General features: G+C 62.7%; 18 protein-coding genes. 4 read left to right on the forward strand and 14 right to left on the reverse strand.

The annotated features are described in order from the left end of the window. Positions 1–4: 4 nt before the first annotated feature. The 10 genes from TX24_RS22850 to TX24_RS22895 all read right to left on the reverse strand — a co-directional run bounded on the left by TX24_RS22850 (position 5) and on the right by TX24_RS22895 (position 11,071). Entirely contained in the window at positions 5–700 is a 696-nt protein-coding gene (locus TX24_RS22850) for an ABC transporter ATP-binding protein (RefSeq protein ID WP_003192343.1), read from the reverse strand. Continuing rightward, positions 700–1,449: an ABC transporter ATP-binding protein gene (locus tag TX24_RS22855; protein ID WP_057711217.1), complete on the reverse strand. Its 750-nt coding sequence runs from the start codon at positions 1,447–1,449 to the stop codon at positions 700–702. The genes TX24_RS22850 and TX24_RS22855 overlap by 1 nt, the downstream gene beginning before the upstream one ends. After that, entirely contained in the window at positions 1,446–2,456 is a 1,011-nt protein-coding gene (locus tag TX24_RS22860; protein WP_057711219.1) for a branched-chain amino acid ABC transporter permease, read from the reverse strand. Before TX24_RS22860 ends, TX24_RS22855 begins: the two co-directional genes overlap by 4 nt. A gap of 1 nt (position 2,457) precedes the next feature. Further along, a complete protein-coding gene (locus TX24_RS22865) occupies positions 2,458–3,318 on the reverse strand; it encodes a branched-chain amino acid ABC transporter permease (protein WP_003192337.1) in 861 nt (286 codons plus the stop codon). Positions 3,319–3,375: 57 nt separating this feature from the next. Continuing rightward, positions 3,376–4,578, reverse strand: a complete 1,203-nt coding sequence (locus tag TX24_RS22870; protein ID WP_003192336.1) for an ABC transporter substrate-binding protein — start codon at positions 4,576–4,578, stop codon at positions 3,376–3,378. Between the two features lie 207 nt (positions 4,579–4,785). Next, positions 4,786–5,553: a FadR/GntR family transcriptional regulator gene (locus tag TX24_RS22875; protein ID WP_003192333.1), complete on the reverse strand. Its 768-nt coding sequence runs from the start codon at positions 5,551–5,553 to the stop codon at positions 4,786–4,788. Positions 5,554–5,661: 108 nt separating this feature from the next. Beyond that, positions 5,662–6,417: a hypothetical protein gene (locus TX24_RS22880; RefSeq protein WP_003192332.1), complete on the reverse strand. Its 756-nt coding sequence runs from the start codon at positions 6,415–6,417 to the stop codon at positions 5,662–5,664. Between the two features lie 107 nt (positions 6,418–6,524). Continuing rightward, positions 6,525–7,937 carry an efflux transporter outer membrane subunit gene (locus TX24_RS22885; protein WP_003192331.1) on the reverse strand — a complete coding sequence of 471 codons (1,413 nt, stop codon included), beginning with the start codon at positions 7,935–7,937 and terminating at the stop codon, positions 6,525–6,527. Beyond that, positions 7,930–9,912: a MacB family efflux pump subunit gene (locus TX24_RS22890; protein WP_137204340.1), complete on the reverse strand. Its 1,983-nt coding sequence runs from the start codon at positions 9,910–9,912 to the stop codon at positions 7,930–7,932. The genes TX24_RS22885 and TX24_RS22890 overlap by 8 nt, the downstream gene beginning before the upstream one ends. Then, positions 9,902–11,071 carry an efflux RND transporter periplasmic adaptor subunit gene (locus TX24_RS22895; RefSeq protein WP_034134278.1) on the reverse strand — a complete coding sequence of 390 codons (1,170 nt, stop codon included), beginning with the start codon at positions 11,069–11,071 and terminating at the stop codon, positions 9,902–9,904. The genes TX24_RS22890 and TX24_RS22895 overlap by 11 nt, the downstream gene beginning before the upstream one ends. Positions 11,072–11,396: 325 nt before the next feature. On the opposite strand from TX24_RS22895, the gene TX24_RS22900 reads away from it, so the two are divergent. The 4 genes from TX24_RS22900 (at position 11,397) to TX24_RS22915 (ending at position 15,560) form a co-directional block, all read left to right on the forward strand. After that, complete coding sequence (locus TX24_RS22900) at positions 11,397–11,879, forward strand: sigma-70 family RNA polymerase sigma factor (RefSeq protein ID WP_003192325.1); 483 nt, start codon at positions 11,397–11,399, stop codon at positions 11,877–11,879. Between the two features lie 119 nt (positions 11,880–11,998). Beyond that, entirely contained in the window at positions 11,999–13,336 is a 1,338-nt protein-coding gene (locus TX24_RS22905; protein WP_003192323.1) for a lysine N(6)-hydroxylase/L-ornithine N(5)-oxygenase family protein, read from the forward strand. Between the two features lie 173 nt (positions 13,337–13,509). After that, positions 13,510–14,730, forward strand: coding sequence for a putative DNA modification/repair radical SAM protein (locus TX24_RS22910; RefSeq protein WP_003192321.1), 1,221 nt, complete (start codon positions 13,510–13,512; stop codon positions 14,728–14,730). Then, positions 14,727–15,560, forward strand: a complete 834-nt coding sequence (locus TX24_RS22915) for a TIGR03915 family putative DNA repair protein (RefSeq protein WP_057711221.1) — start codon at positions 14,727–14,729, stop codon at positions 15,558–15,560. Before TX24_RS22910 ends, TX24_RS22915 begins: the two co-directional genes overlap by 4 nt. A gap of 262 nt (positions 15,561–15,822) precedes the next feature. Here TX24_RS22915 and TX24_RS22920 read toward each other — a convergent pair whose 3' ends face one another. The 4 genes from TX24_RS22920 to TX24_RS22935 are packed head-to-tail and all read right to left on the reverse strand — an operon-like array spanning position 15,823 to position 18,570. Next, positions 15,823–16,320 carry an Lrp/AsnC family transcriptional regulator gene (locus TX24_RS22920; protein WP_003192319.1) on the reverse strand — a complete coding sequence of 166 codons (498 nt, stop codon included), beginning with the start codon at positions 16,318–16,320 and terminating at the stop codon, positions 15,823–15,825. A 4-nt stretch (positions 16,321–16,324) separates the two neighbouring features. Continuing rightward, complete coding sequence (locus TX24_RS22925) at positions 16,325–17,155, reverse strand: ABC transporter ATP-binding protein (RefSeq protein ID WP_003192318.1); 831 nt, start codon at positions 17,153–17,155, stop codon at positions 16,325–16,327. A gap of 3 nt (positions 17,156–17,158) precedes the next feature. Continuing rightward, positions 17,159–17,872 (reverse strand): ABC transporter permease, encoded by a 714-nt coding sequence (locus tag TX24_RS22930; RefSeq protein WP_003192316.1) that lies wholly within the window; start codon positions 17,870–17,872, stop codon positions 17,159–17,161. Next, a complete protein-coding gene (locus tag TX24_RS22935) occupies positions 17,869–18,570 on the reverse strand; it encodes an ABC transporter permease (protein ID WP_003192315.1) in 702 nt (233 codons plus the stop codon). The genes TX24_RS22930 and TX24_RS22935 overlap by 4 nt, the downstream gene beginning before the upstream one ends. Positions 18,571–18,663: the final 93 nt, after the last annotated feature.

Genomic DNA, 18,663 nt, shown 5'->3' on the forward strand with positions numbered 1-18,663 from the left:
CCACTCAGGCACTCAAGGCCAGGTATCGGTTTTTGATCGTCGGGTCGGCGCGGAAGTCAGCGGCGCTGCCTTCGTACACCACGCGGCCCTGTTCGAGCACGTAATGGCGGTCGGCGAGCTTGTCGCAGACCATCAGGTTCTGTTCCACCAGCAACACCGGCAGGCCCTCGTCCTTGACCTTGCGCAGGATCTTCACCAGCTCGTCAACGATCACAGGGGCCAGGCCTTCAGTGGGTTCGTCGAGGATCAGCAGCTTGGGATCGTTCAGCAGGGCGCGGGCGATGGCGAGCATCTGCTGTTCGCCGCCGGACAACGCGTGGCCGGCGTTTTTGCGCCGCTCCTTGAGGCGCGGGAACATGGCGTATACGTCTTCCAGTTGCCAGCGGCTGTGCTTGCGGGCGGCGATGCGCAGGTTTTCTTCCACCGTCAGCAGGCGGAAAATTCCGCGGTTTTCCGGTACCAGCGCCAGGCCTTGGCGCGCAATTTCAAAGATCTTTTGCCCGACCAGCGCCTGGCCGTTGAAGTGGATCTGGCCCTGGCGCGGGCAGATGATGCCGAGGATGCTGCGCAGGGTGGTGGTCTTGCCGGCACCGTTACGGCCGAGCAGGGTCACCAGTTCGCCGGGGTTGACGCTCAGCGACACACCCTCCAGCACATGGCTTTTGTCGTAGTAGGAATGGATATTCTCGACGATCAGCATCAGGCAGCCTCCCCAAGATAGGCAGTGCGCACACGTTCATCGGCGCGCACGAATTCCGGCGTGCCTTCCACCAGAATCTGCCCATGGCTCATCACCGTGATGCGCTGGCTGATGGACATGACGATGCTCATGTTGTGTTCGATCAGCAGCACCGTATGGTCGCGGCCAAGGTCGCTGATCAGTTGGGTCATGATCGGGATATCGTCGATGCCCATGCCCGAGGTGGGCTCGTCGAGCATCAACAGTTTGGGTTTGGAGCCGATCGACATGCCCACCTCCAGCACCCGTTGTTGGCCGTGGGACAACTCACCGGCCAGGGTGTCGGCGCGTGCCGTGAGTTGCAGGCGTTCCAGCACCTGGTCGGCCATCTCCAGGTGTTCGCGCTGGCTGTCGACCCGACGCCAGAAATTCAAGGCTCGCACGCCGTCGCGGCCTTGGGCGGCCAGTCGCAGGTTCTCGCGCACGCTGAGGTTCTGGAACAGGCTGGTGAGTTGGAACGAGCGCGCCATGCCCAGGCCGACGCGGCCGTGGGCGGGCTTGCGCATCAGGTTCTTGCCGTCGAAATGGATCGCCCCGGCGGTGGCCTGGCGCTCACCCGTGAGGCAATGGAACAGGCTGGTCTTGCCGGCGCCGTTGGGGCCTATGATGGTGTGGATGGTGCCGGCTTCAACCTTGAGGTTGACGCCATTGACCGCATGGAACGCGCCGTAGGCCAGCTCCAGGTTTTGGGTTTCCAGCAAGATACTCATAGCCCGTCCTCCTTGGCGACGACCACGGGTTTGCGCGTGCCGCGCACCTTCTCGAACAGCGACGCGAGGCCGCCCCACAACCCGCCGCGCATGAAGATCACCACCAGGATCAGGATCACCCCCAGCAGCATCAGCCAGCGCGGCCACAGGTCGGAGAGGAAATCCCCCAGCAGCACGATGGAGCCGGCGCCCAGCAGTGAGCCGAACAGCGAGCCGGTGCCGCCGACGATGGTCATGATCAGGATGTTCTCGGACATCGCCAGGTCGATATTCGACAGCGGCACAAAGTGCAGCAGCATGGCGTACAGCGCCCCGGCAATCCCGGTGACCGCGCCGGACAGCACGAACACCAGGATCTTGAAGTGGCGCGTGTCGTAGCCGATGGCCGAGGCGCGGGTTTCATTTTCGCGAATCGCCATCAGCGTGCTGCCAAACGGTGAGGCGATCACCCGACGTGCGCCGACGAAGATCAGCAAGAACAGCACCGCGACAAAACCGTAGAACGCGCGGGCATCGGCCAGGGACAGCAGCACGGTGTCACCCACCCGGATTTCCGGGCGCGGCACGCTGAGGAGGCCGTTGTCGCCACCGGTCCAGTCGCTCAGGGTGTAGGCAACAAAGTAAGCCATCTGGCTGAACGCCAACGTGAGCATCACGAAATAAATGCCGGTGCGTCGAATCGCCAGGGCACCCACCAGCAAAGCCAGCACGCCGCCGGCCAGCGCCGCGCCCAGCAACGCGGTGAATAGGCCCAGTTGCAGGTGGATCATCAACAGCGCCGCGCAATAAGCGCCGGCGCCAAAGAAGATGCCTTGGCCGAAGGACAGCAGCCCGGTGTAGCCCAGCAGCAGGTTGCAGGCCAGGGCGGCCATGGCAAAGATCAGGATCTCGGTGGCCAGGGTCGCCGAGGGCAATACCAACGGCAGGCCGATCAGCACGGCCAGCACCCACAGCAACATGGCTCTGGATTGGGTCTTGGCGAACGGCAGGGGGTTTTTCTCGCTCATGTCAGGCTCTCCCGAACAGACCGTAAGGGCGCACCAGAATCACCACGGCCATGGCGCCGTAGATCATCAGGCTCGCACCCTGGGGCCAGAGTGTGGTCATCAGGCTTTGCACCACGCCCACCAGCAAACCGCCGACCAGCGCGCCGCTGAACGAGCCCATGCCGCCGATCACCACCACCACGAAGGCGATGCCCAAAATCTCCGGGCCGACGAAGGGCTGGGCGCCGCGCAAGGGTGCGAACAACACCCCGGCGACACCGGCCAGGGCGACGCCGAGGGCGAAGGTCATGGAGAACAGGCGGAAAATATTGGTGCCCAGCAGCGACACGGTTTCAGTGCTTTCACTGCCGGCGCGCACCAGGGCACCGAAGCGCGTGCGTTCCAGCAGCAGCCACAGGCCCAGGCCCACCAGCCCGGAAAACACAATGAGGAACAGGCGGTAGTAGGGATAGACAAAGTCACCCACCACCAGCACGCCGCGCAGCAGCTCTGGTACGGCGACGCTTTTGCCCACTGGGCCCCAGATCATCACGCTGGCTTCCTGGATGATCAGGGCGATCCCTAAGGTCACCAGAATCTGGAACATGTGCGGCAAGTGGTAGATGCGTTGGATCAGCAAGCGCTCGATCACCCAGGCCAGCGCGGCCACCACCAGCGGCGCGATCAGCAGCGCCAGCCAGAAGTTGCCGGTAAGGCTCACGGCGGTGTAGCAGATGTAGGCGCCGAGCAGGAAGAACGCGCCGTGGGCGAAGTTGACGAAGTTGAGCAAGCCGAAAATGATCGTCAGCCCCACCGCGATCAGGAAGTAGATCATCCCCAACCCGAGGCCGTTGAGAATCTGGAACAGGTACAGATTAAGCATGCAGGCACCCTCCGCAGACGGCCGCTTGCACGGCCCTGCGCGACAAAAGTTAAGCGGTCAGCCGAGTGTGCAGCCCGTCGCCTCGACTGCGGGGAACGACTGGCCAGCGCTGAGCACTTTGGCCAGGTCGTCCTTGTCGGCCATGTCGCCGCTGGCCTTGCCGATCAACAGGTAATAATCCTTGATCACCTGGTGGTCGCCGGCGCGGATCGACTCCTTGCCGGTCGGGCCTTCGTAGCTCAAGCCCTGCATGGCCTTGGCCACGGTCGGGCCGTCGAAGCTGCCGGTGGCAATGATGGTGTCGAGCATGACTTTGGTGCTGATGTAGTCGGCGGCCAGCGGGTAGGTAGGGTTGATGCCGTAGGTGGCCTGGGTGAGCTTGACCAGTTCACGGTTGAGCGGGGTGTCGACCTGATGCCAGTACTGCGCGCCCAGGTACACGCCTTCGAGCACATCGCTGCCCAGTTCCTGGAATTGATCCAGGCCGGCAGACCACACCAGCAAGACCTTCATGCGTTCCTTGATGCCGAAGTTCACCGCCTGGCGCAGGGTGTTGGACGATTGGCTGCCGAAGTTGAGCAGCACCAGCACATCGGGCTTGGTGGAAATGGCGTTGGTCAGATAGCCGGAGAATTCCTGTTCTTGCAGCGAGTGATAGCTGTTGCCCACGTGTTCCAGGCCATGTTCCTTGAGCACGTTCTTGGCGCCTTCGAGCAAGGCTTCGCCGAACACGTATTGCGGGGTGATGGTGTACCAGCGCTTGGCGTCCGGCAGCAGCTTGATCAGCGGCACCATGGTTTCGCGGATCGCGCCGTAGGTGGGGACCGACCAGCGGAAGGTCGCCTTGTTGCAGTCCTTGCCTGTAACTTCATCGGCGCCCACCGGGGTCATGAACACGCCGCCGACCTTGTCCACTTCCTTGGCCACTGCCAGGGCGGAAGACGATAGCGTGCAGCCCTGGAAGAACCGCGCGCCGTCCTGCTGTATGGCTTCCTGCACCTTGCGCACCGCCTTGCCGGCGTTGCCTTCGGTGTCGATGACCTTGTAGTTCAGCGGGCGGCCGAGCAATTGGGGGTGTTGTTGCACCGCCAGGCGCGAACCCATGTCGGCAAATTTGCCATAGCTGGCAAAGGCGCCAGACATGGACTTGAGGCCGTAAAAGGTAAAAGGCTCGGCGGCGAATGCCGAACGCACGCTCAGCGGAAGGCTGAGGGCGGCGGCTGCGGTGAGGCTGGCTTTCAATAACGTACGACGCTGCATGGGGTGACTCCCTGGTTTAGTTATTGGCAGGAGCGGCAAGGGCGATACGGTGGAGCAAGGGCCTGTGGGCAGGCTTGTTATTAGATGTGGGAGCTGGCTTGCCTGCGATGCAGGCGCCTCGGTATTACAGGGAAGGCCGAGTCGATGCCATCGCAGGCAAGCCAGCTCCCACATTGATCGGGTTCCCACATTGGATGTTCGGTGTGTTTAAGAGTGGTCGAACTCCAGTAGAAAGTGCGGGCTTACCTGGCCTTCCAGAGCGGTCATATGGTGTTCGGCATCGCACATGTGTTCATGCATCAAGCTGCGTACCGCGCTTTCATCCCCAGCGCGAAAGGCGATCAGCAGTTGCTTGTGATAGTCGAGGTTGGCCGCGTCGAACTGCTTGCGCTTGGGCTTGTAGGCCTTTTTCAGCACCACCAGATCGCGCAGCAAGTCATTGAGAAACTGCGCCATGAAACTCAGCAGCGGGTTGGGGCACGCCCGGGCCAGCAGGTTGTGGAACTCCAGTTCCGCCAGGCGCTGTTCGCGCTGGCCGGCTTCGCTGTCTTCGGGGGCGCTGCAAAACTCCACGTTGGCTTGCAGGGCGATGTAATCGTCTTCGCTCAAACGCCCCAGCACCGACACTGCCAGTTCCACTTCGATTACCTTGCGCAGTTGGTAGACCTGCTCGCCGTCCAGGTGCTGGAAGTGCAGGTAATTGCGCAAGGCGCGGCTGGCCGGTTCAGTGCCGGCCTGATTCAAGTAGGCCCCGCCGCTGGGGCCGGTGCGTGTGCTCACCAGGCCTTCGACCTCCAGCGCCTTGAGCGCTTCGCGCGCCGAGCCCTTGGAGCACTGGAAACTTTCCATCAGCTCGCGTTCGGTGGGCAGGCGGTCGCCGGGCTTCAAGGCGTCGGTGACGATCGAGCGCTTGACCGACTCGACAATCACATCGGACAGCTTCTGGCGTTTGCGGCGTAGCGGTCGACTCAGCATGGCGGTGATTTATCGTATTAATGCGGATAAATAGTACTTAATAACGATTGGGCAGGGGCGTCAACGCAAGGGGTCGTTTTCGGTGAATAGGGGTCGTAAATGCGCAGGTTATTCCCAGGCGCCCAAATCCAGGCAGCGTGCGGACGCCGGCGGCTGTTTACCGTAAGCGAGGAAATCCCCCAGCCAACGGCTCACGCAGCCGTCGGCGCCTGCGTGTGCCGACTCCTTGAGCAAGAGTTGCTCGACACCGGTGGCGAGTGGTTCGCCAGGTTCGGTATTGATCAGCACCATGCGCCCGACGCGCTCGGGAAACAGCGTGCCATAGCGGCTGCCCAGGCGAGTGGCCGCGGCGTTGCCCAGGTAGTTGAGGCGTGCCTCGCCCAGTTGCCCGCGCACGAACTCCATATCCTGCGCGGCCTGTTCCACGCCATTGCCTTGGCGCAGGTCGCGGGTGCTCAGCTCGATCACGTCATAACGGTCGACCAGGGTGCGATAGGCCTGGGTGGCAAGCGACTCCCAGCGACTGGCCAGGTGAAGGACGAAAGGTGCGCCTTTGGCCTGTTGGGGGTCGCCTGCCTGAATGAACACCACACCCTCACGGTTGAGCGGCTGCCGTGCGCCTACCCGTGTCACGCTCAGGCGTATGCGGCCGCGCTGGGGGGCGGCATGGTCGCGGGGCACGCTGACCAGGCCGCATTGGGTGCGGCCAACCACTTCGGGGTCCAGGCGCGCTGTTGCAGTGAGTGGGCAGTCCAGCAACCAGTCGATCGCGGTGGGGGCGATCAAGGGCTCGGCCAACGCCAGGTTTGGTATCAGCCAGAAGCCGATGCAGGCCAGGCCGTTTACAAAAGCGCTGGGTTTCATCATGAGGTCCCGGGCATCCGTGTGATAACGGCTTTTTTACCAAGGACCTTGGGGTGGAAAATGTAAGGTGAAGAAACAGCTGGTGTATGAAATATGAGTTTCGTTTATCAGATATCGGTGTTCCAGCCACCGCCTAGCGCTTTGTACAGGGCGATGCTGGCCTGCAGGCGCGACAAACGCAGCAGTACGTTCTGGTCCTGGGCGTCGTACAGGGTGCGCTGGGTTTCCAGTACCGTGAGCAGGTCTTCGGCGCCGGCCTCATAGCGGCTTTGGGCAATCTGGAAGGCGGTCTGCGCCTGGTGCAGTTCCTCGGTTTGCCACTGGCGTTGCTGGTCCAGGCGGGTGATGCTGCTGAGGGCTTTTTCCACATCGGCAAAGCCGTTGATGATCGCCCCGCGGTAGGTTTGCAGCAGTTCATCCTGGCGTGCCCGAGCCTTGTCGCGCTCGGCGCTCAGCCGGCCATTGTTGAAGATCGGCGCCATCAGGCCCGAGGTCAGTGTGTAGAAAGGGCTGCGCAGGATCTCTTCGGCCTTGGACGCGCCTGAGCCGAGCGTTGCGCCCAACGTCACCGTCGGCAGCATGGCCGCACGGGCCACCGTGACGTCGGCACTGGCCGCCGCCAACTGGGCCTCGGCCTGGGCGAGATCGGGGCGCCGGCTCAATAACTGGCTGGGCACGCCGGGCCCGATACTCGGCCAGCTCAGTGCATGGAAGGGTTCTGTGCCCAGGTCCAGGGCCTGCACGGGCTGGCCGAGCAAGGCGGCGAGGGTGATCTGCGATTCTTCGGCCGATTGCTCGATCAGCGGCAGTTGCCGTTGCTGACCGGCCACCAGGCTTTTCTGTTGTGCCAGTTCCAGGGCCGTGGCGGAACCGGCATCAAAGCGGGTCTGCACCAGGTTCAGCACATTGCGCGCATTCGCCAGGTTGAGCTCGGCAATCTGCAAACGCTGGCGTGCGGCCAGGGTTTGCGCGTAGCGGTCGGCGACGTTGCTGAGCAGGGTCAGCTCCACGTTGGCCTGATCGAACTCACTGGCCTGCAGGCTGTGCACGGCGCTGTCGCGCGCAGCGGCGCGGCCACCCCAGAAGTCGATTTCGTAGCTGGCCGTGAGGTTGGCGTCATAGTTGGTGACGGTCCTGTTGCTCTCGGTGGCGTCCAGCTCCGAGTTGCCGCTGCCGCGCAACAGCCGTTGACGGCTGGCGCCGAGGTTGAACTTCAGCTCCGGCAACAACGGTGCACCGGCGATCACCGCCGTGGCCTGGGCCTGGCGGACACGCGCCATGGCCGCCGCTACGTCGAAGCTGTCACGGCGGGCCTGGTCGATCAGGCGGTTCAACGCCGGGCTGCCAAACTGCGTCCACCAGTGTTGGTTGGTGGCTTGGTTTACCTCGTGCTCGGCATAGTGCCAAGCGGCGGGCGCAGCGATGCCGCTGTCGATGGCGGGCGGGTTAGCGCCACAGGCCGTGAGCAACAGGCACACACTGAGCGCTGACAGTTGTGGAGTGAGAGATCGTTTATTCACTGGTCAACGCCTTAACCGGATCGAGCCGGGCAGCTTTACGGGCCGGCATAAAGCCGAATACGACACCGGTAACCAATGCACAGCCAAACGCACCGAGCGCTGCCACCAGGGAAAACTGCACCGCCACTTCAGCCAGTACCAGCACGCCGCCCACCAGCAAGGCCAGGGCAATACCGAACAGGCCACCGACCACCGAGAGCATCACCGCTTCGGTGAGGAACTGGCGCAGGATGTCGCGCTGGCGTGCCCCGGTGGCCATGCGGATGCCGATTTCACGGGTGCGTTCGCGCACGGTCATCAACATGATATTCATCACGCCGATGCCGCCCACCAACAGCGAAATCGCCGCAATCGAGCCGAGCATCAGCGACAGGGTGTTCTGGGTACGCGCTTCGGCCTGGATCATCGCGGCATTGTTGGTCAACTCGTAGTCGCGCTTGCCGTTGTGCAACTTCAGCATCAGTTGGTCGATGGCGCGTTCGGCTTCATGCACCTTGCGCGCATCGGTGGTGGCAATCGCCACGTATTCGGGGTTGTAGCTGCCGAACAGGCGGACACTGGCGGCGCTGTAAGGAATGGCGACACGGTCGTCACTGTCCTTGTTGCCGGAGCTGGAGCCTTTTTCCGCGAGCACGCCGACCACCTGGAAGGGCACGTTCTCGATCAGGATGTACTGGCCGATGGGGTTGGCCACGTCCTTGAACAACTTTTGGCGGATGCGCGCGCCGATCACGGCGACCGTGGCGGCGGCGCGTTCGTCGGCCTCGGTGAAATAGCTACCCTCGACCACCGGCCAGTTGAAAATCTCCGGGAAGTTGGTGTCGTTGCCCCCCACATAGGCCATGTAGTCGACATTGCCGAAGCGCACGCCCGCGTCGGTGCCGTTGACCGGCATGATGCGCTTGACCTGCGGCAGCGTCGCCAGGGCGGCGACGTCGTTGAGGGACACAATACCCAGCGGCGTACGCGGGTTGGGTGAAGAACCGCTGAGGTAGATGATATTGGAGCCGAACGCGCCCATTTGCGCCATGACCTGGCGCTTGCTGCCTTCGCCCACCGCCAGCATCACCACCACCGACGCGACGCCGATGATAATGCCCAGCAGCGTCAGCGCCGTGCGAAAACGGTTGATCCACATCACCCGCCAGGCGGCTTGCACCGCATCCAGTAATTCAGCTTTCCAGGCACCATTGTGCTCGGCGCCGTCGGCCAGGCGTTGGCGCAGGTCCACGGCGTGCAAGGCGCCGGCCGCCACGCTGGGTGTGGCTGCGCGGGTGTCAGCCGAGTCGCTGATGATCTGGCCGTCGCGAATCTCGATGATACGGTTGGCCCGCGCCGCCACTTCACGGTCGTGGGTAATCAGGATGACCACATGGCCCTGGCTCGCCAGTTCGTCGAGCAAGGCCATGACCTCCGCGCCGCTGTGGCTGTCGAGGGCGCCGGTGGGTTCGTCGGCGAGGATGATATGGCCGCCGTTCATCAGGGCGCGGGCGATGGACACCCGTTGCTGTTGCCCACCGGACAACTGGTGCGGCCGATTGCCGGTGCGTTCGGCCAGGCCCAGGCGGGTGAGCAGGGCGCGTGCGCGGGCATGACGCTCGGTGGCGCTGATACCGGCATAGATCGCCGGCATCTCGACGTTTTCCTGGGCAGAGCCTGAGGGAATCAAATGGTAGCCCTGGAACACAAAACCGAAGGCTTCGCGGCGCAGCCAGGCCAGTTCGTCGCTGCCCAGGTGGGCGACGTTTTCCCCGGCGAACAGGTAGTCGCCCTCGGTGGGGCGGTCGAGGCAGCCGAGGATGTTCATCAGCGTCGATTTACCCGAGCCCGACGCGCCGACAATGGCGACGAACTCGCCGGCATGGATCGACAGGTCAATGCCACGCAACACATCGACCTGCGGGCTGTCGCCGCCGCCGTAGGATTTGCGAATGCCTTTGAGTTCAATCAGCGGCGTGGTCAATTCAGCCCCCATGGCTGTCAGCCGGGCCGATCAACAGGTGGTCGCCCTCGTTCAGCCCGCCGAGTACTTCGACGCGCAGGCGGTCGCTGATGCCCAGGCGCACTTCGCGGTCTTCGATGGCACCGTTTTTGGCCACCACCCGGGCGATTTGCGCTGCGGAGCCAGGCACGCCTTGCAAGGCTGCGACCGGTACGGTGAGGGCATCTTTAACCTGGCTTGCGACGAAAAAGACCTGGGTGGTCATCTCGGCCATCAGCGCGTTGTCGGCGTTGTCTACGTCGAGCAGCACCGTGTACAGCACCACTCGTCCAGTGCCGCTCTTGCTGGTACTGCTCGGGCTGCCGTTGCTCTGGGTTTCGTTCAAGGGCTTGGGCGGGATCGGCAGGATCTGGCGCACGGTGCTGGTCCAGCGCCGGCTGCCACCGCTCAGGGTGGTGAAATACGCGCTCATGCCGGGTTTGACATGGCCGATGTCGGCTTCGGAAACTTCCGCCCACACCGTCATGGGCGACAGCTTGGCGATGCGCAGGATCAGCGGGGTTTGCTGTTGCGCGTTGAGGGTCTGGCCGACGCGCGCGTCCACGGCCACCACGGTGCCGGTCATCGGCGCGTAGATGCGCGTGTAGCCCAACTCGGCTTCGTCGCTGCGCAGGCTGGCCTGGGCCTGGCGGATCTGTGCCTGGAACATCTCGACCCGTGCCTGGGTCGCGTTGAGTTCAGCCTTGGCGGTCTGCACGTCTTCTTCGCGGGTGGCGTTGCCGGCACTCAGGCGCTGCTGGCGCTGGTACTTCTGGCGGGCCAGTTGATGCTGGGCTTTCTGCTCCTGCAACTGGGCCTGCAGGTTTTCGATGGCATAGCGGCTGGCGTCGAGCTTGGCTTTTTGCGTGGCGGGGTCGATCTCCACCAGCAACTGGCCCTCTTGGACCTGGTCGCCGGCCTCGACGTGGATCTTGCGGATCTGCCCGGAGGCCTGGGCGCCGACGTCTACGTAACGTCGCGGTTGCAGGGTGCCCAGGGCGGTGACGCTGTTTTCGATGTCGGCGCGGGTCACGGTGACGGTGGCCAGGGCGTCGCGGCCCGGCGTCAGGCCCTGCCAGGTGGCAAACGCAACGATGGGAATCAGGCACGCCACCACAAGCAGGGCGCGTCGGGCAGGTCGAGGGCGTTTCATCGGTAGCTTCCAGCCAGGAAAGTTCGGGGCGCAGTCGCGCAGAGCTGACAGGTAAACGAGGAAAATGCCCGGGAATTTAGGCTGTTACATAAGTAGTTACAGCTCGGTTGGAGAAAAAATTCGACCGCTGACGAGAGAGTTCTTTAAAAGTAGATGAGAATTACTATAAATTGCACACGCTCAAACTGCCATCATCGGTGATGGCAAAACCGCCATTGGTTGCGGGTGCATTCAGGTAAGCGGATGTGCTCTTGGGTTTTTCGCGAGCAAGCTCGCTCCTACAGGGGGGGGCGTCGTTGGTATTAAGGCCGTGGGGTCAGGAGTCATGGTGGAAAACTACTATCGCGAGCTGGTGTGTTTCCTCAACGCCAAGCTGGGCAACCGTCAGGTGGCCGAAGATGTGGTGCATGACGCTTATGTGCGGGTGCTCGAACGCTCCAGCGACACCCCGATCGAACAACCGCGCGCCTTCCTGTACCGCACCGCCTTGAACCTGGTGATCGACGGCCATCGGCGCAATGCCGTGCGCCAAGCCGAGCCCCTGGAGGTGCTGGACAGCGAAGAGCGCTTCGCCGCCTGTTCCCCCCACGCCAGCCACGATCAGGGCCAGCGCCTGGAGATGCTCGAGCGCGCCTTGGCCGAGTTGCCGGCGGCCTGTCGCGACAGTTTCCTGTTGCGCAAACTCGAAGGCCTGTCCCACGTGCAAATCGCCGAACGCCTGGGCATTTCCCGCAGCCTGGTGGAAAAACACATCGTCAATGCGATGAAGCACTGCCGGGTGCGCATGCGCGAGTGGGAAGCGCACTGATCGGCTGTTAGTTAAATTTTATTTCACTGTCCTCGTTTCCTATCAACACACGGCCTGTTGTTCAGGCCATGAAGGTATTCCCGCCCCATCGCCAAGGGGCTTATCCAGAGGACACTGGAATGACACAGGCAATTGCTTCGCCCGCGGTTCATGACCTGATCGGGATCGGTTTCGGCCCTTCGAACCTGGCGCTGGCCATCGCCCTGCAGGAGCGTGAAAAGGCCCAGGGCAAGCTGGACGTGCTGTTTCTCGACAAACAAGCCGACTACCGCTGGCACGGCAATACCCTGGTGACCCAGAGCGAACTGCAGATTTCCTTCCTCAAGGACCTGGTGACCCTGCGCAACCCCACCAGCCCGTATTCCTTCGTCAACTACCTCAAGGCCCACGAACGCTTGGTGGACTTCATCAACCTGGGCACCTTCTATCCCTGCCGCATGGAGTACAACGATTACCTGCGCTGGGTGGCGGGGCAGTTCCAGGCCCAGGCCAACTACGGCGAGGAAGTGCTGGCCATCGAGCCGATCCTGCATCAGCAGCAGGTCGAGGCGTTGCGCGTGATCTCCCGTGATGCCCAGGGCGAGCAGCATGTGCGCACCACCCGTTCGGTGGTGGTCAGCGCCGGCGGCACACCGCGCATCCCCGAGGCATTCAAGGCGCTCAAGGGCGATAGCCGGGTGTTTCACCATTCCCAGTACCTGGAGCGCATGGCCAGCCAGCCGTGCGTAGACGGCAAGCCGATGCGCATCGCCGTGATCGGCGGTGGCCAGAGCGCGGCCGAAGCCTTTATCGACCTCAATGACAGCTTCCCGTCGGTGCAGGTCGACATGATCCTGCGCGGCTCGGCGCTCAAGCCAGCCGACGACAGCCCGTTCGTCAACGAAGTGTTCTCACCAGCTTTCACTGACCTGGTGTTCCAGCAAGTCGGTGCCGAGCGTGAGCGTTTGGTCGCCGAGTACCAGAACACCAACTACTCGGTGGTGGACCTGGACCTGATCGAGCGCATCTACGGGATTTTCTACCGCCAGAAAGTCTCCGGCATCGCCCGCCAGGCGTTCCGCACCCTCACCGTGGTAGAGAAAGCCACCCCAGGCCCGCTGGGTATCGAACTGGCCCTGCGCAATAGCGCCACCGGCGAAACCAGCCTCAACCATTACGACGCGGTAATCCTGGCCACCGGCTACGAGCGCCAGATGCACCGTGAACTGCTGGCGCCGCTGGAGGCCTACATGGGCGACTTCGAAGTGGCCCGCGACTACCGCATCGTCACCGACGAACGCTGCAAGGCCGGCATCTACATCCAGGGCTTCAGCCAGGCCAGCCATGGCTTGAGCGATACCTTGCTGTCGGTGCTGCCGATTCGGGCGGATGAGATTGCGGCATCGTTGTATGAGCACGATCGAAACCGCGACAAGGGACGTTCGGTGCAGGACTTGCTCCTGGCTACTGCCAGCTGACCGATCCCCTGTAGGAGCGAGCTTGCTCGCGAAGAACGTCAACGATAACGCGCCTCATCTGAATGAACGCGGCGCTCTTGCCTTCTTCGCGAGCAAGCTCGCTCCTACAGACGGCACTTGTGACAAGGTGTGGCTATTGGTACTGTACAAAAAACCAGTATCGGTAGCCCTCCATGCAGTTGATCGAAAAACTCAGCATCCTCGCCGACGCCGCCAAGTACGACGCGTCCTGCGCCAGCAGTGGTGCGCCCAAGCGCAGTTCCGAGGGCAAGGCGGGGCTGGGTTCCACCAATGGCATGGGCATCTGCCACAGCTACACGCCCGATGGCCGTTGCGTGTCGTTGCTCAAGGTGTTGCTCACCAACTTCTGCCTCTACGACTGCCAATACTGCGTCAACCGCCGCTCCAGCGACGTGCCCCGTGCGCGCTTCAGCCCGGAGGAGGTGGTCACCCTGACCCTGGATTTCTACAAGCGCAATTGCGTCAGCGGGCTGTTCCTCAGCTCCGGCATCATCCGTTCGTCGGACTACACCATGGAGCAACTGGTGCGGGTCGCCAAGCTGCTGCGCGAAGAGCATGACTTTCGCGGTTATATCCACCTCAAGACCATCCCCGATGCCGACCCGGCCCTGATCGCCGAGGCCGGCCGTTATGCCGATCGCCTCAGCGTGAACATCGAACTGCCCACCGACGCCAGCCTGCAAACCCTGGCGCCCGAGAAGCAGATCGGCTCGATCAAGCAGGCCATGCAGACCATCTACACCGGCGAACAGACGGTGCTCAACGAACCCCGCGCGCCACGTTTCGCCCCGGCCGGGCAGAGCACGCAGATGATCGTCGGCGCCGATGACACCGACGACAGCACCATCCTGCACGGTGCCGAGGCGTTGTACGGCAATTTCAAGCTGCGCCGTGTGTATTACTCGGCATTCAGCCCCATTCCCAACAGCCCGAAAAGCGTGCCTTTAGCCGCGCCGCCGCTGATGCGCGAGCACCGCTTGTACCAGGCTGATTTCCTGTTGCGCAGTTACGGTTTCCGCGCCAATGAGCTGTTCGCCGGCCCCGGTGACCTGGCACTGGATATCGACCCCAAGCTGGCCTGGGCCCTGGAGCACCGCGAGGTGTTCCCCCTGGACCTGAACCGCGCCGAGCCCACCCTGATCGCACGTATCCCCGGCATCGGCCTGCGCACCACCCAGCGCCTGGTCGACCTGCGCCGTGAACGCAAGATCCGCTTCGAAGACCTGGCGCGCATGCGCTGCGTGTTGGCCAAGGCCAAGCCGTTTTTCATCACCAGCGACTACCACCCGCAACAGGCCGACAGCACCAGTGTGTTGTTGCGTGAACAACTGCGTGATCGCCCGCAGCCGCAACAGATGGGGCTGTGGGGATGATCAGCCTGGAATGCGACAACCTGTTCAGCACTTGGCGCGAACAGGCACGCTGGTTGCTCAGCCATCAGGTCGACCCTAGCCAGGTCAGCTGGGGCCAGATGCAGGCGGCAGACCTGTTTGCTACCGATCAACCGATCCCACCAGGGATGGGGCCGTTTCAGGCGCGCATACCCAAGGCGTTGTTGCAATTACTGGAGTCCGCTGCCTGTTATCACGGTGATCAGCGCTGGAGCCTGCTGTATGAAGTGCTGTGGCGAGTCAGCCATGGTGATCGCACGGCCATGCTGGCAGGGGACAAGCTTGGCAGCGAGTTGCAACGGCGCATCAAGCAAGTCAGCCGGGAGGCCCACCACTTGCACGCGTTTGTGCGCTTCATCGCGCTGCCGGCCGGGGCCGGGCCGGAACTGCCGGAGTACGTGGCCTGGCATGAGCCGGCCCATGACATTCTCAAGAGCGCCAGCGAGCACTTTGTCGGGCGCATGGGCCGCCACCGCTGGATGATCGCCACGCCCCTGGACGGGGTGTACTACGACGGCGAACAACTGATTCATCAGCGCCAGTGCCCCGAGGCCTGGCAGCAACTGGCACAGAATGTTGAAGATCCCCACAGCGCCATGTGGCTGACCTACTACAGCCACATCTTCAACCCGGCGCGGCTCAATCCCAAAGTGATGGAAGGGCATTTGCCCAGCCGCTTCTGGAAGAATTTGCCGGAGGGCAAGTTGATTCCGGGGCTGATCAGTGAAGCCCGCACGGGCAAGCAGAAAGATGGGCAGGCGAAGCTGGTGGGTGCCAAGCCAGGCAAAAGAATATTAAGTGGGCAGGGGTGAATGATCGTTCCCACGCTCTGCGTGAGAATGCCACCCTGGACGCTCCGCGTCTGCTCTTGAAGTTTTGTGACGCGGAGCGTCATTGGATGCATTCCCACGCAGAGCGTGGGAACGAGCTAGCTGGATCAGGCCAGTTCGGTTGATCGTTCCCACGCTCTGCGTGGGAATGCCACCCTGGACGCTCCGCGTCTGCTCTTGAAGTTGTGACGCGGAGCGTCATTGGATGCATTCCCACTCAGAGCGTGGGAACGAGCTAGCTCGTTCAGGCCAGTTCGGTCGCGGTGTTCTTGACCACCGCCAACTCCGGATGCGCCACCAACTTATCAATGTGCAACTCATCATTGTTCAACCAGGTCTCGGTCAGCACCCGGTAATGCTCCATGTCGCGGCAGCGCATGCGCAGGCTGTAGTCGAACGGCCCGCTGATCAACTGGCATTCGAACACCTGCGGGCAGGCTTTGACGCAGGCTTCGAAGGCCTTTTGCGCCGAGCGCCCGCTTTGGTTGGACAAGGCCACCAGCACCAGCAGCGACAGCCCCGGTGAGACCATCTGCACATCGATGATCGCCCCATACCCACGGATCACCCCGCGTCGCTCCAGTTTGCGCACCCGTTCCAGGCAGGGCCTGGGGGTGAGGTGCACCAGCGACGAGAGCTTTTCGTAGGTGATACGCCCCTGATGTCTGAGTACGTCGATGATCGCTTCGTCGATGCGATCCAGCGTAGGGGAAGAATGGGGTCCGTTGGCCTTGGTATCCATGAGTTCACTTCAAACGGTTGGAAAGAAATTGCTGCAAGCGTTCGCTGGTGGGATGGTCGAGGATCTCGGCGCCGCCGTGTTCCTCGACTCGGCCCTGGTGCAGGAACAGCACTTGGCTGGACACCTGGCGGGCAAAGCCCATTTCGTGGGTGACCATCAGCATGGTACGACCTTCCTCGGCCAACGTCTGTATGACTTTGAGCACTTCTCCTACAAGTTCCGGGTCCAGGGCCGAGGTGGGTTCATCGAACAGGATAATCTCCGGTTCCATTGCCAGCGCGCGCGCAATGGCCACGCGCTGCTGCTGGCCACCGGACAGGAACGCCGGATATTGGTCCGCCACGCGGCTCGGCAGGCCGACCTTGTCCAGGTACAGCCGCGCACGCTTCTCGGCTTCGGCGGCGCTCACGTTCAGCACCCGGCGCGGGGCCATGGTGATGTTTTCCAGCACGGTCATGTGGCTCCACAGGTTGAAGTGCTGGAACACCATGGCCAGGCGCGTACGCAGGTTTTGCAGTTGCGCCTGGTGCGGCGCACGGGTGCCGGCGCGGCCTGGTTGCATTTCGATGCTGATACCGTCCAGGGTGATCACCCCGGCGTCAGGCTGTTCCAGAAAGTTGATGCACCGCAGCATCGTGCTTTTGCCCGAACCGCTGGCGCCGATCAAGCTGATCACATCGCCCTGGCGTGCGTTGAGGGACACGCCCTTGAGCACTTCGTGTTCGCCGTAGCGTTTATGGATACCTTCGACTTGCAGCTTGATGGCCGCCGTGGCGGTGTTGCCGACGGGTACATCCATTGGATAAGCGGCCAGGGCCTGCGCGGACTGGTTCATGGGTTAGCCTCGGGTAGGAACAAGAAAGCGCATCCAGCGACGTTCGGCCAGCCTGAACAGGCCCACCAGTGCAAAGGACAGCAGCATGTAGAGCAGGGCGGCGATGCCGAAAGCCTGGAAGGTCAGGAACGTCTCGGCATTCGCATCGCGGGCGACCTTGAGGATGTCGGCGACGGTGGCGGTGAACGCCAGCGACGTGGCGTGCAGCATCAGGATCATTTCATTGCTGTAGGCCGGCAGGGCACGACGCAAGGCGGCGGGCACGATCACAAACAGGTTCAGCCGCCAGCCGTGCAGGCCATAGGCGCGTGCCGCTTCGATCTCGCCATGGGGAATGTTGCGGATCGCCCCGGCGAAAATTTCCACGGTGTAGGCGCAGGTGTTGAGCACAAACGCCAACAGCGTGCAGTTCAGCGCATTGCGGAAAAACTGGTTGAGCAAGGCGTTGTCCTGCACCACCTCCAGGCTGTACAGCCCGGTGTAGCAAATCAGCAGTTGGATATACAGCGGCGTGCCGCGGAACAGGTAGGTGTAGACCTCCACCGGCCAGCGCAGCCAGAAATGCTCTGACACGCGTGCCAGCGCCAGGGGGATCGACAGGCCGAAGCCGAGCACCACCGAGATAATGAACAGCCACAAGGTCATGGCAACACCGGACACACCGCTGCCATCGCTGAACAGGTAGGCCAGGCCGTATTGCTGGAACAGTTCGATCATCGCGCCATCCCCTTGATGCCCAGGTTATAGCGCCGTTCCAGGCGCTTGAAGATGCGGTTGGAGAGAGTGGTAATCACCAGGTACACCAGGCCCGCGAGGATCAGGAAGTACAGCGGCTCACTCGTGGACTTGCCAGCGTTCTGCGCGGCCTTGACCAGGTCTGACAGGCCGATGATCGACACCAGCGCCGTGGACTTGAGCAGCACCAGCCAGTTATTGCCCAGGCCCGGCAGGGCAAAGCGCATCAGTTGCGGGAACAGCACCAGGTGAAAGCGCTGCCAGCGGCTCAGGCCGTAGGCGGTGGCGGCTTCCAGTTGGCCGGCCGGCACACTGAGGATCGCGCCCCGGAAGTTCTCGGTGAAATACGCCCCGTAGATAAACCCCAGGGTGACCACCCCGGCGGTAAACGGGTCGATTTCAACGTAGTTCCAGCCGAACGCTTCGGTCAGGTCGTTGAGCCACAGTTGCAGGCTGTAAAAGATCAGCAGGATCAGCACCAGGTCCGGCACGCTGCGGATCAACGTGGTGTAGAGCGTGGCCGGCACACGCAGCCATTTGGCGCTGGAGAGTTTGGCGCCAGCGGCGACCAGGCCCAGGGTAAGGCTCAGAGCCAGGGCGAGGAACGCCAGCTTGAGCGTCATCCAGGCACCCTGGGCCAGCATCGGGCCGTAGCCTTGCAGGTTGAGGAGGTCGTTCATGGGGAAATCTCGAAGGAGCGCACGTATTTATTGTGGGAGCTGGCTTGCCTGCGATAGCGGTGGTGCGGTCACGGCATGGGTGCCTGAACCACG

The sequence above is a fragment of the Pseudomonas lactis genome (assembly GCF_001439845.1).
In the GTDB taxonomy this organism is placed as follows: domain Bacteria; phylum Pseudomonadota; class Gammaproteobacteria; order Pseudomonadales; family Pseudomonadaceae; genus Aquipseudomonas; species Aquipseudomonas lactis.

Bases quoted from the DNA above. Each gene is read 5' to 3' on its own strand.
- TX24_RS22850 (WP_003192343.1), bottom strand. From the start codon at position 700: ATGCTGATCGTCGAGAATATCCATTCCTACTACGACAAAAGCCATGTG.
- TX24_RS22855 (WP_057711217.1), bottom strand. From the start codon at position 1,449: ATGAGTATCTTGCTGGAAACCCAAAACCTGGAGCTGGCCTACGGCGCG.
- TX24_RS22860 (WP_057711219.1), bottom strand. From the start codon at position 2,456: ATGAGCGAGAAAAACCCCCTGCCGTTCGCCAAGACCCAATCCAGAGCC.
- TX24_RS22865 (WP_003192337.1), bottom strand. From the start codon at position 3,318: ATGCTTAATCTGTACCTGTTCCAGATTCTCAACGGCCTCGGGTTGGGG.
- TX24_RS22870 (WP_003192336.1), bottom strand. From the start codon at position 4,578: ATGCAGCGTCGTACGTTATTGAAAGCCAGCCTCACCGCAGCCGCCGCC.
- TX24_RS22875 (WP_003192333.1), bottom strand. From the start codon at position 5,553: ATGCTGAGTCGACCGCTACGCCGCAAACGCCAGAAGCTGTCCGATGTG.
- TX24_RS22880 (WP_003192332.1), bottom strand. From the start codon at position 6,417: ATGAAACCCAGCGCTTTTGTAAACGGCCTGGCCTGCATCGGCTTCTGG.
- TX24_RS22890 (WP_137204340.1), bottom strand. From the start codon at position 9,912: ATGGGGGCTGAATTGACCACGCCGCTGATTGAACTCAAAGGCATTCGC.
- TX24_RS22895 (WP_034134278.1), bottom strand. From the start codon at position 11,071: ATGAAACGCCCTCGACCTGCCCGACGCGCCCTGCTTGTGGTGGCGTGC.
- TX24_RS22900 (WP_003192325.1), top strand. From the start codon at position 11,397: ATGGTGGAAAACTACTATCGCGAGCTGGTGTGTTTCCTCAACGCCAAG.
- TX24_RS22905 (WP_003192323.1), top strand. From the start codon at position 11,999: ATGACACAGGCAATTGCTTCGCCCGCGGTTCATGACCTGATCGGGATC.
- TX24_RS22910 (WP_003192321.1), top strand. From the start codon at position 13,510: ATGCAGTTGATCGAAAAACTCAGCATCCTCGCCGACGCCGCCAAGTAC.
- TX24_RS22915 (WP_057711221.1), top strand. From the start codon at position 14,727: ATGATCAGCCTGGAATGCGACAACCTGTTCAGCACTTGGCGCGAACAG.
- TX24_RS22920 (WP_003192319.1), bottom strand. From the start codon at position 16,320: ATGGATACCAAGGCCAACGGACCCCATTCTTCCCCTACGCTGGATCGC.
- TX24_RS22925 (WP_003192318.1), bottom strand. From the start codon at position 17,155: ATGAACCAGTCCGCGCAGGCCCTGGCCGCTTATCCAATGGATGTACCC.
- TX24_RS22930 (WP_003192316.1), bottom strand. From the start codon at position 17,872: ATGATCGAACTGTTCCAGCAATACGGCCTGGCCTACCTGTTCAGCGAT.
- TX24_RS22935 (WP_003192315.1), bottom strand. From the start codon at position 18,570: ATGAACGACCTCCTCAACCTGCAAGGCTACGGCCCGATGCTGGCCCAG.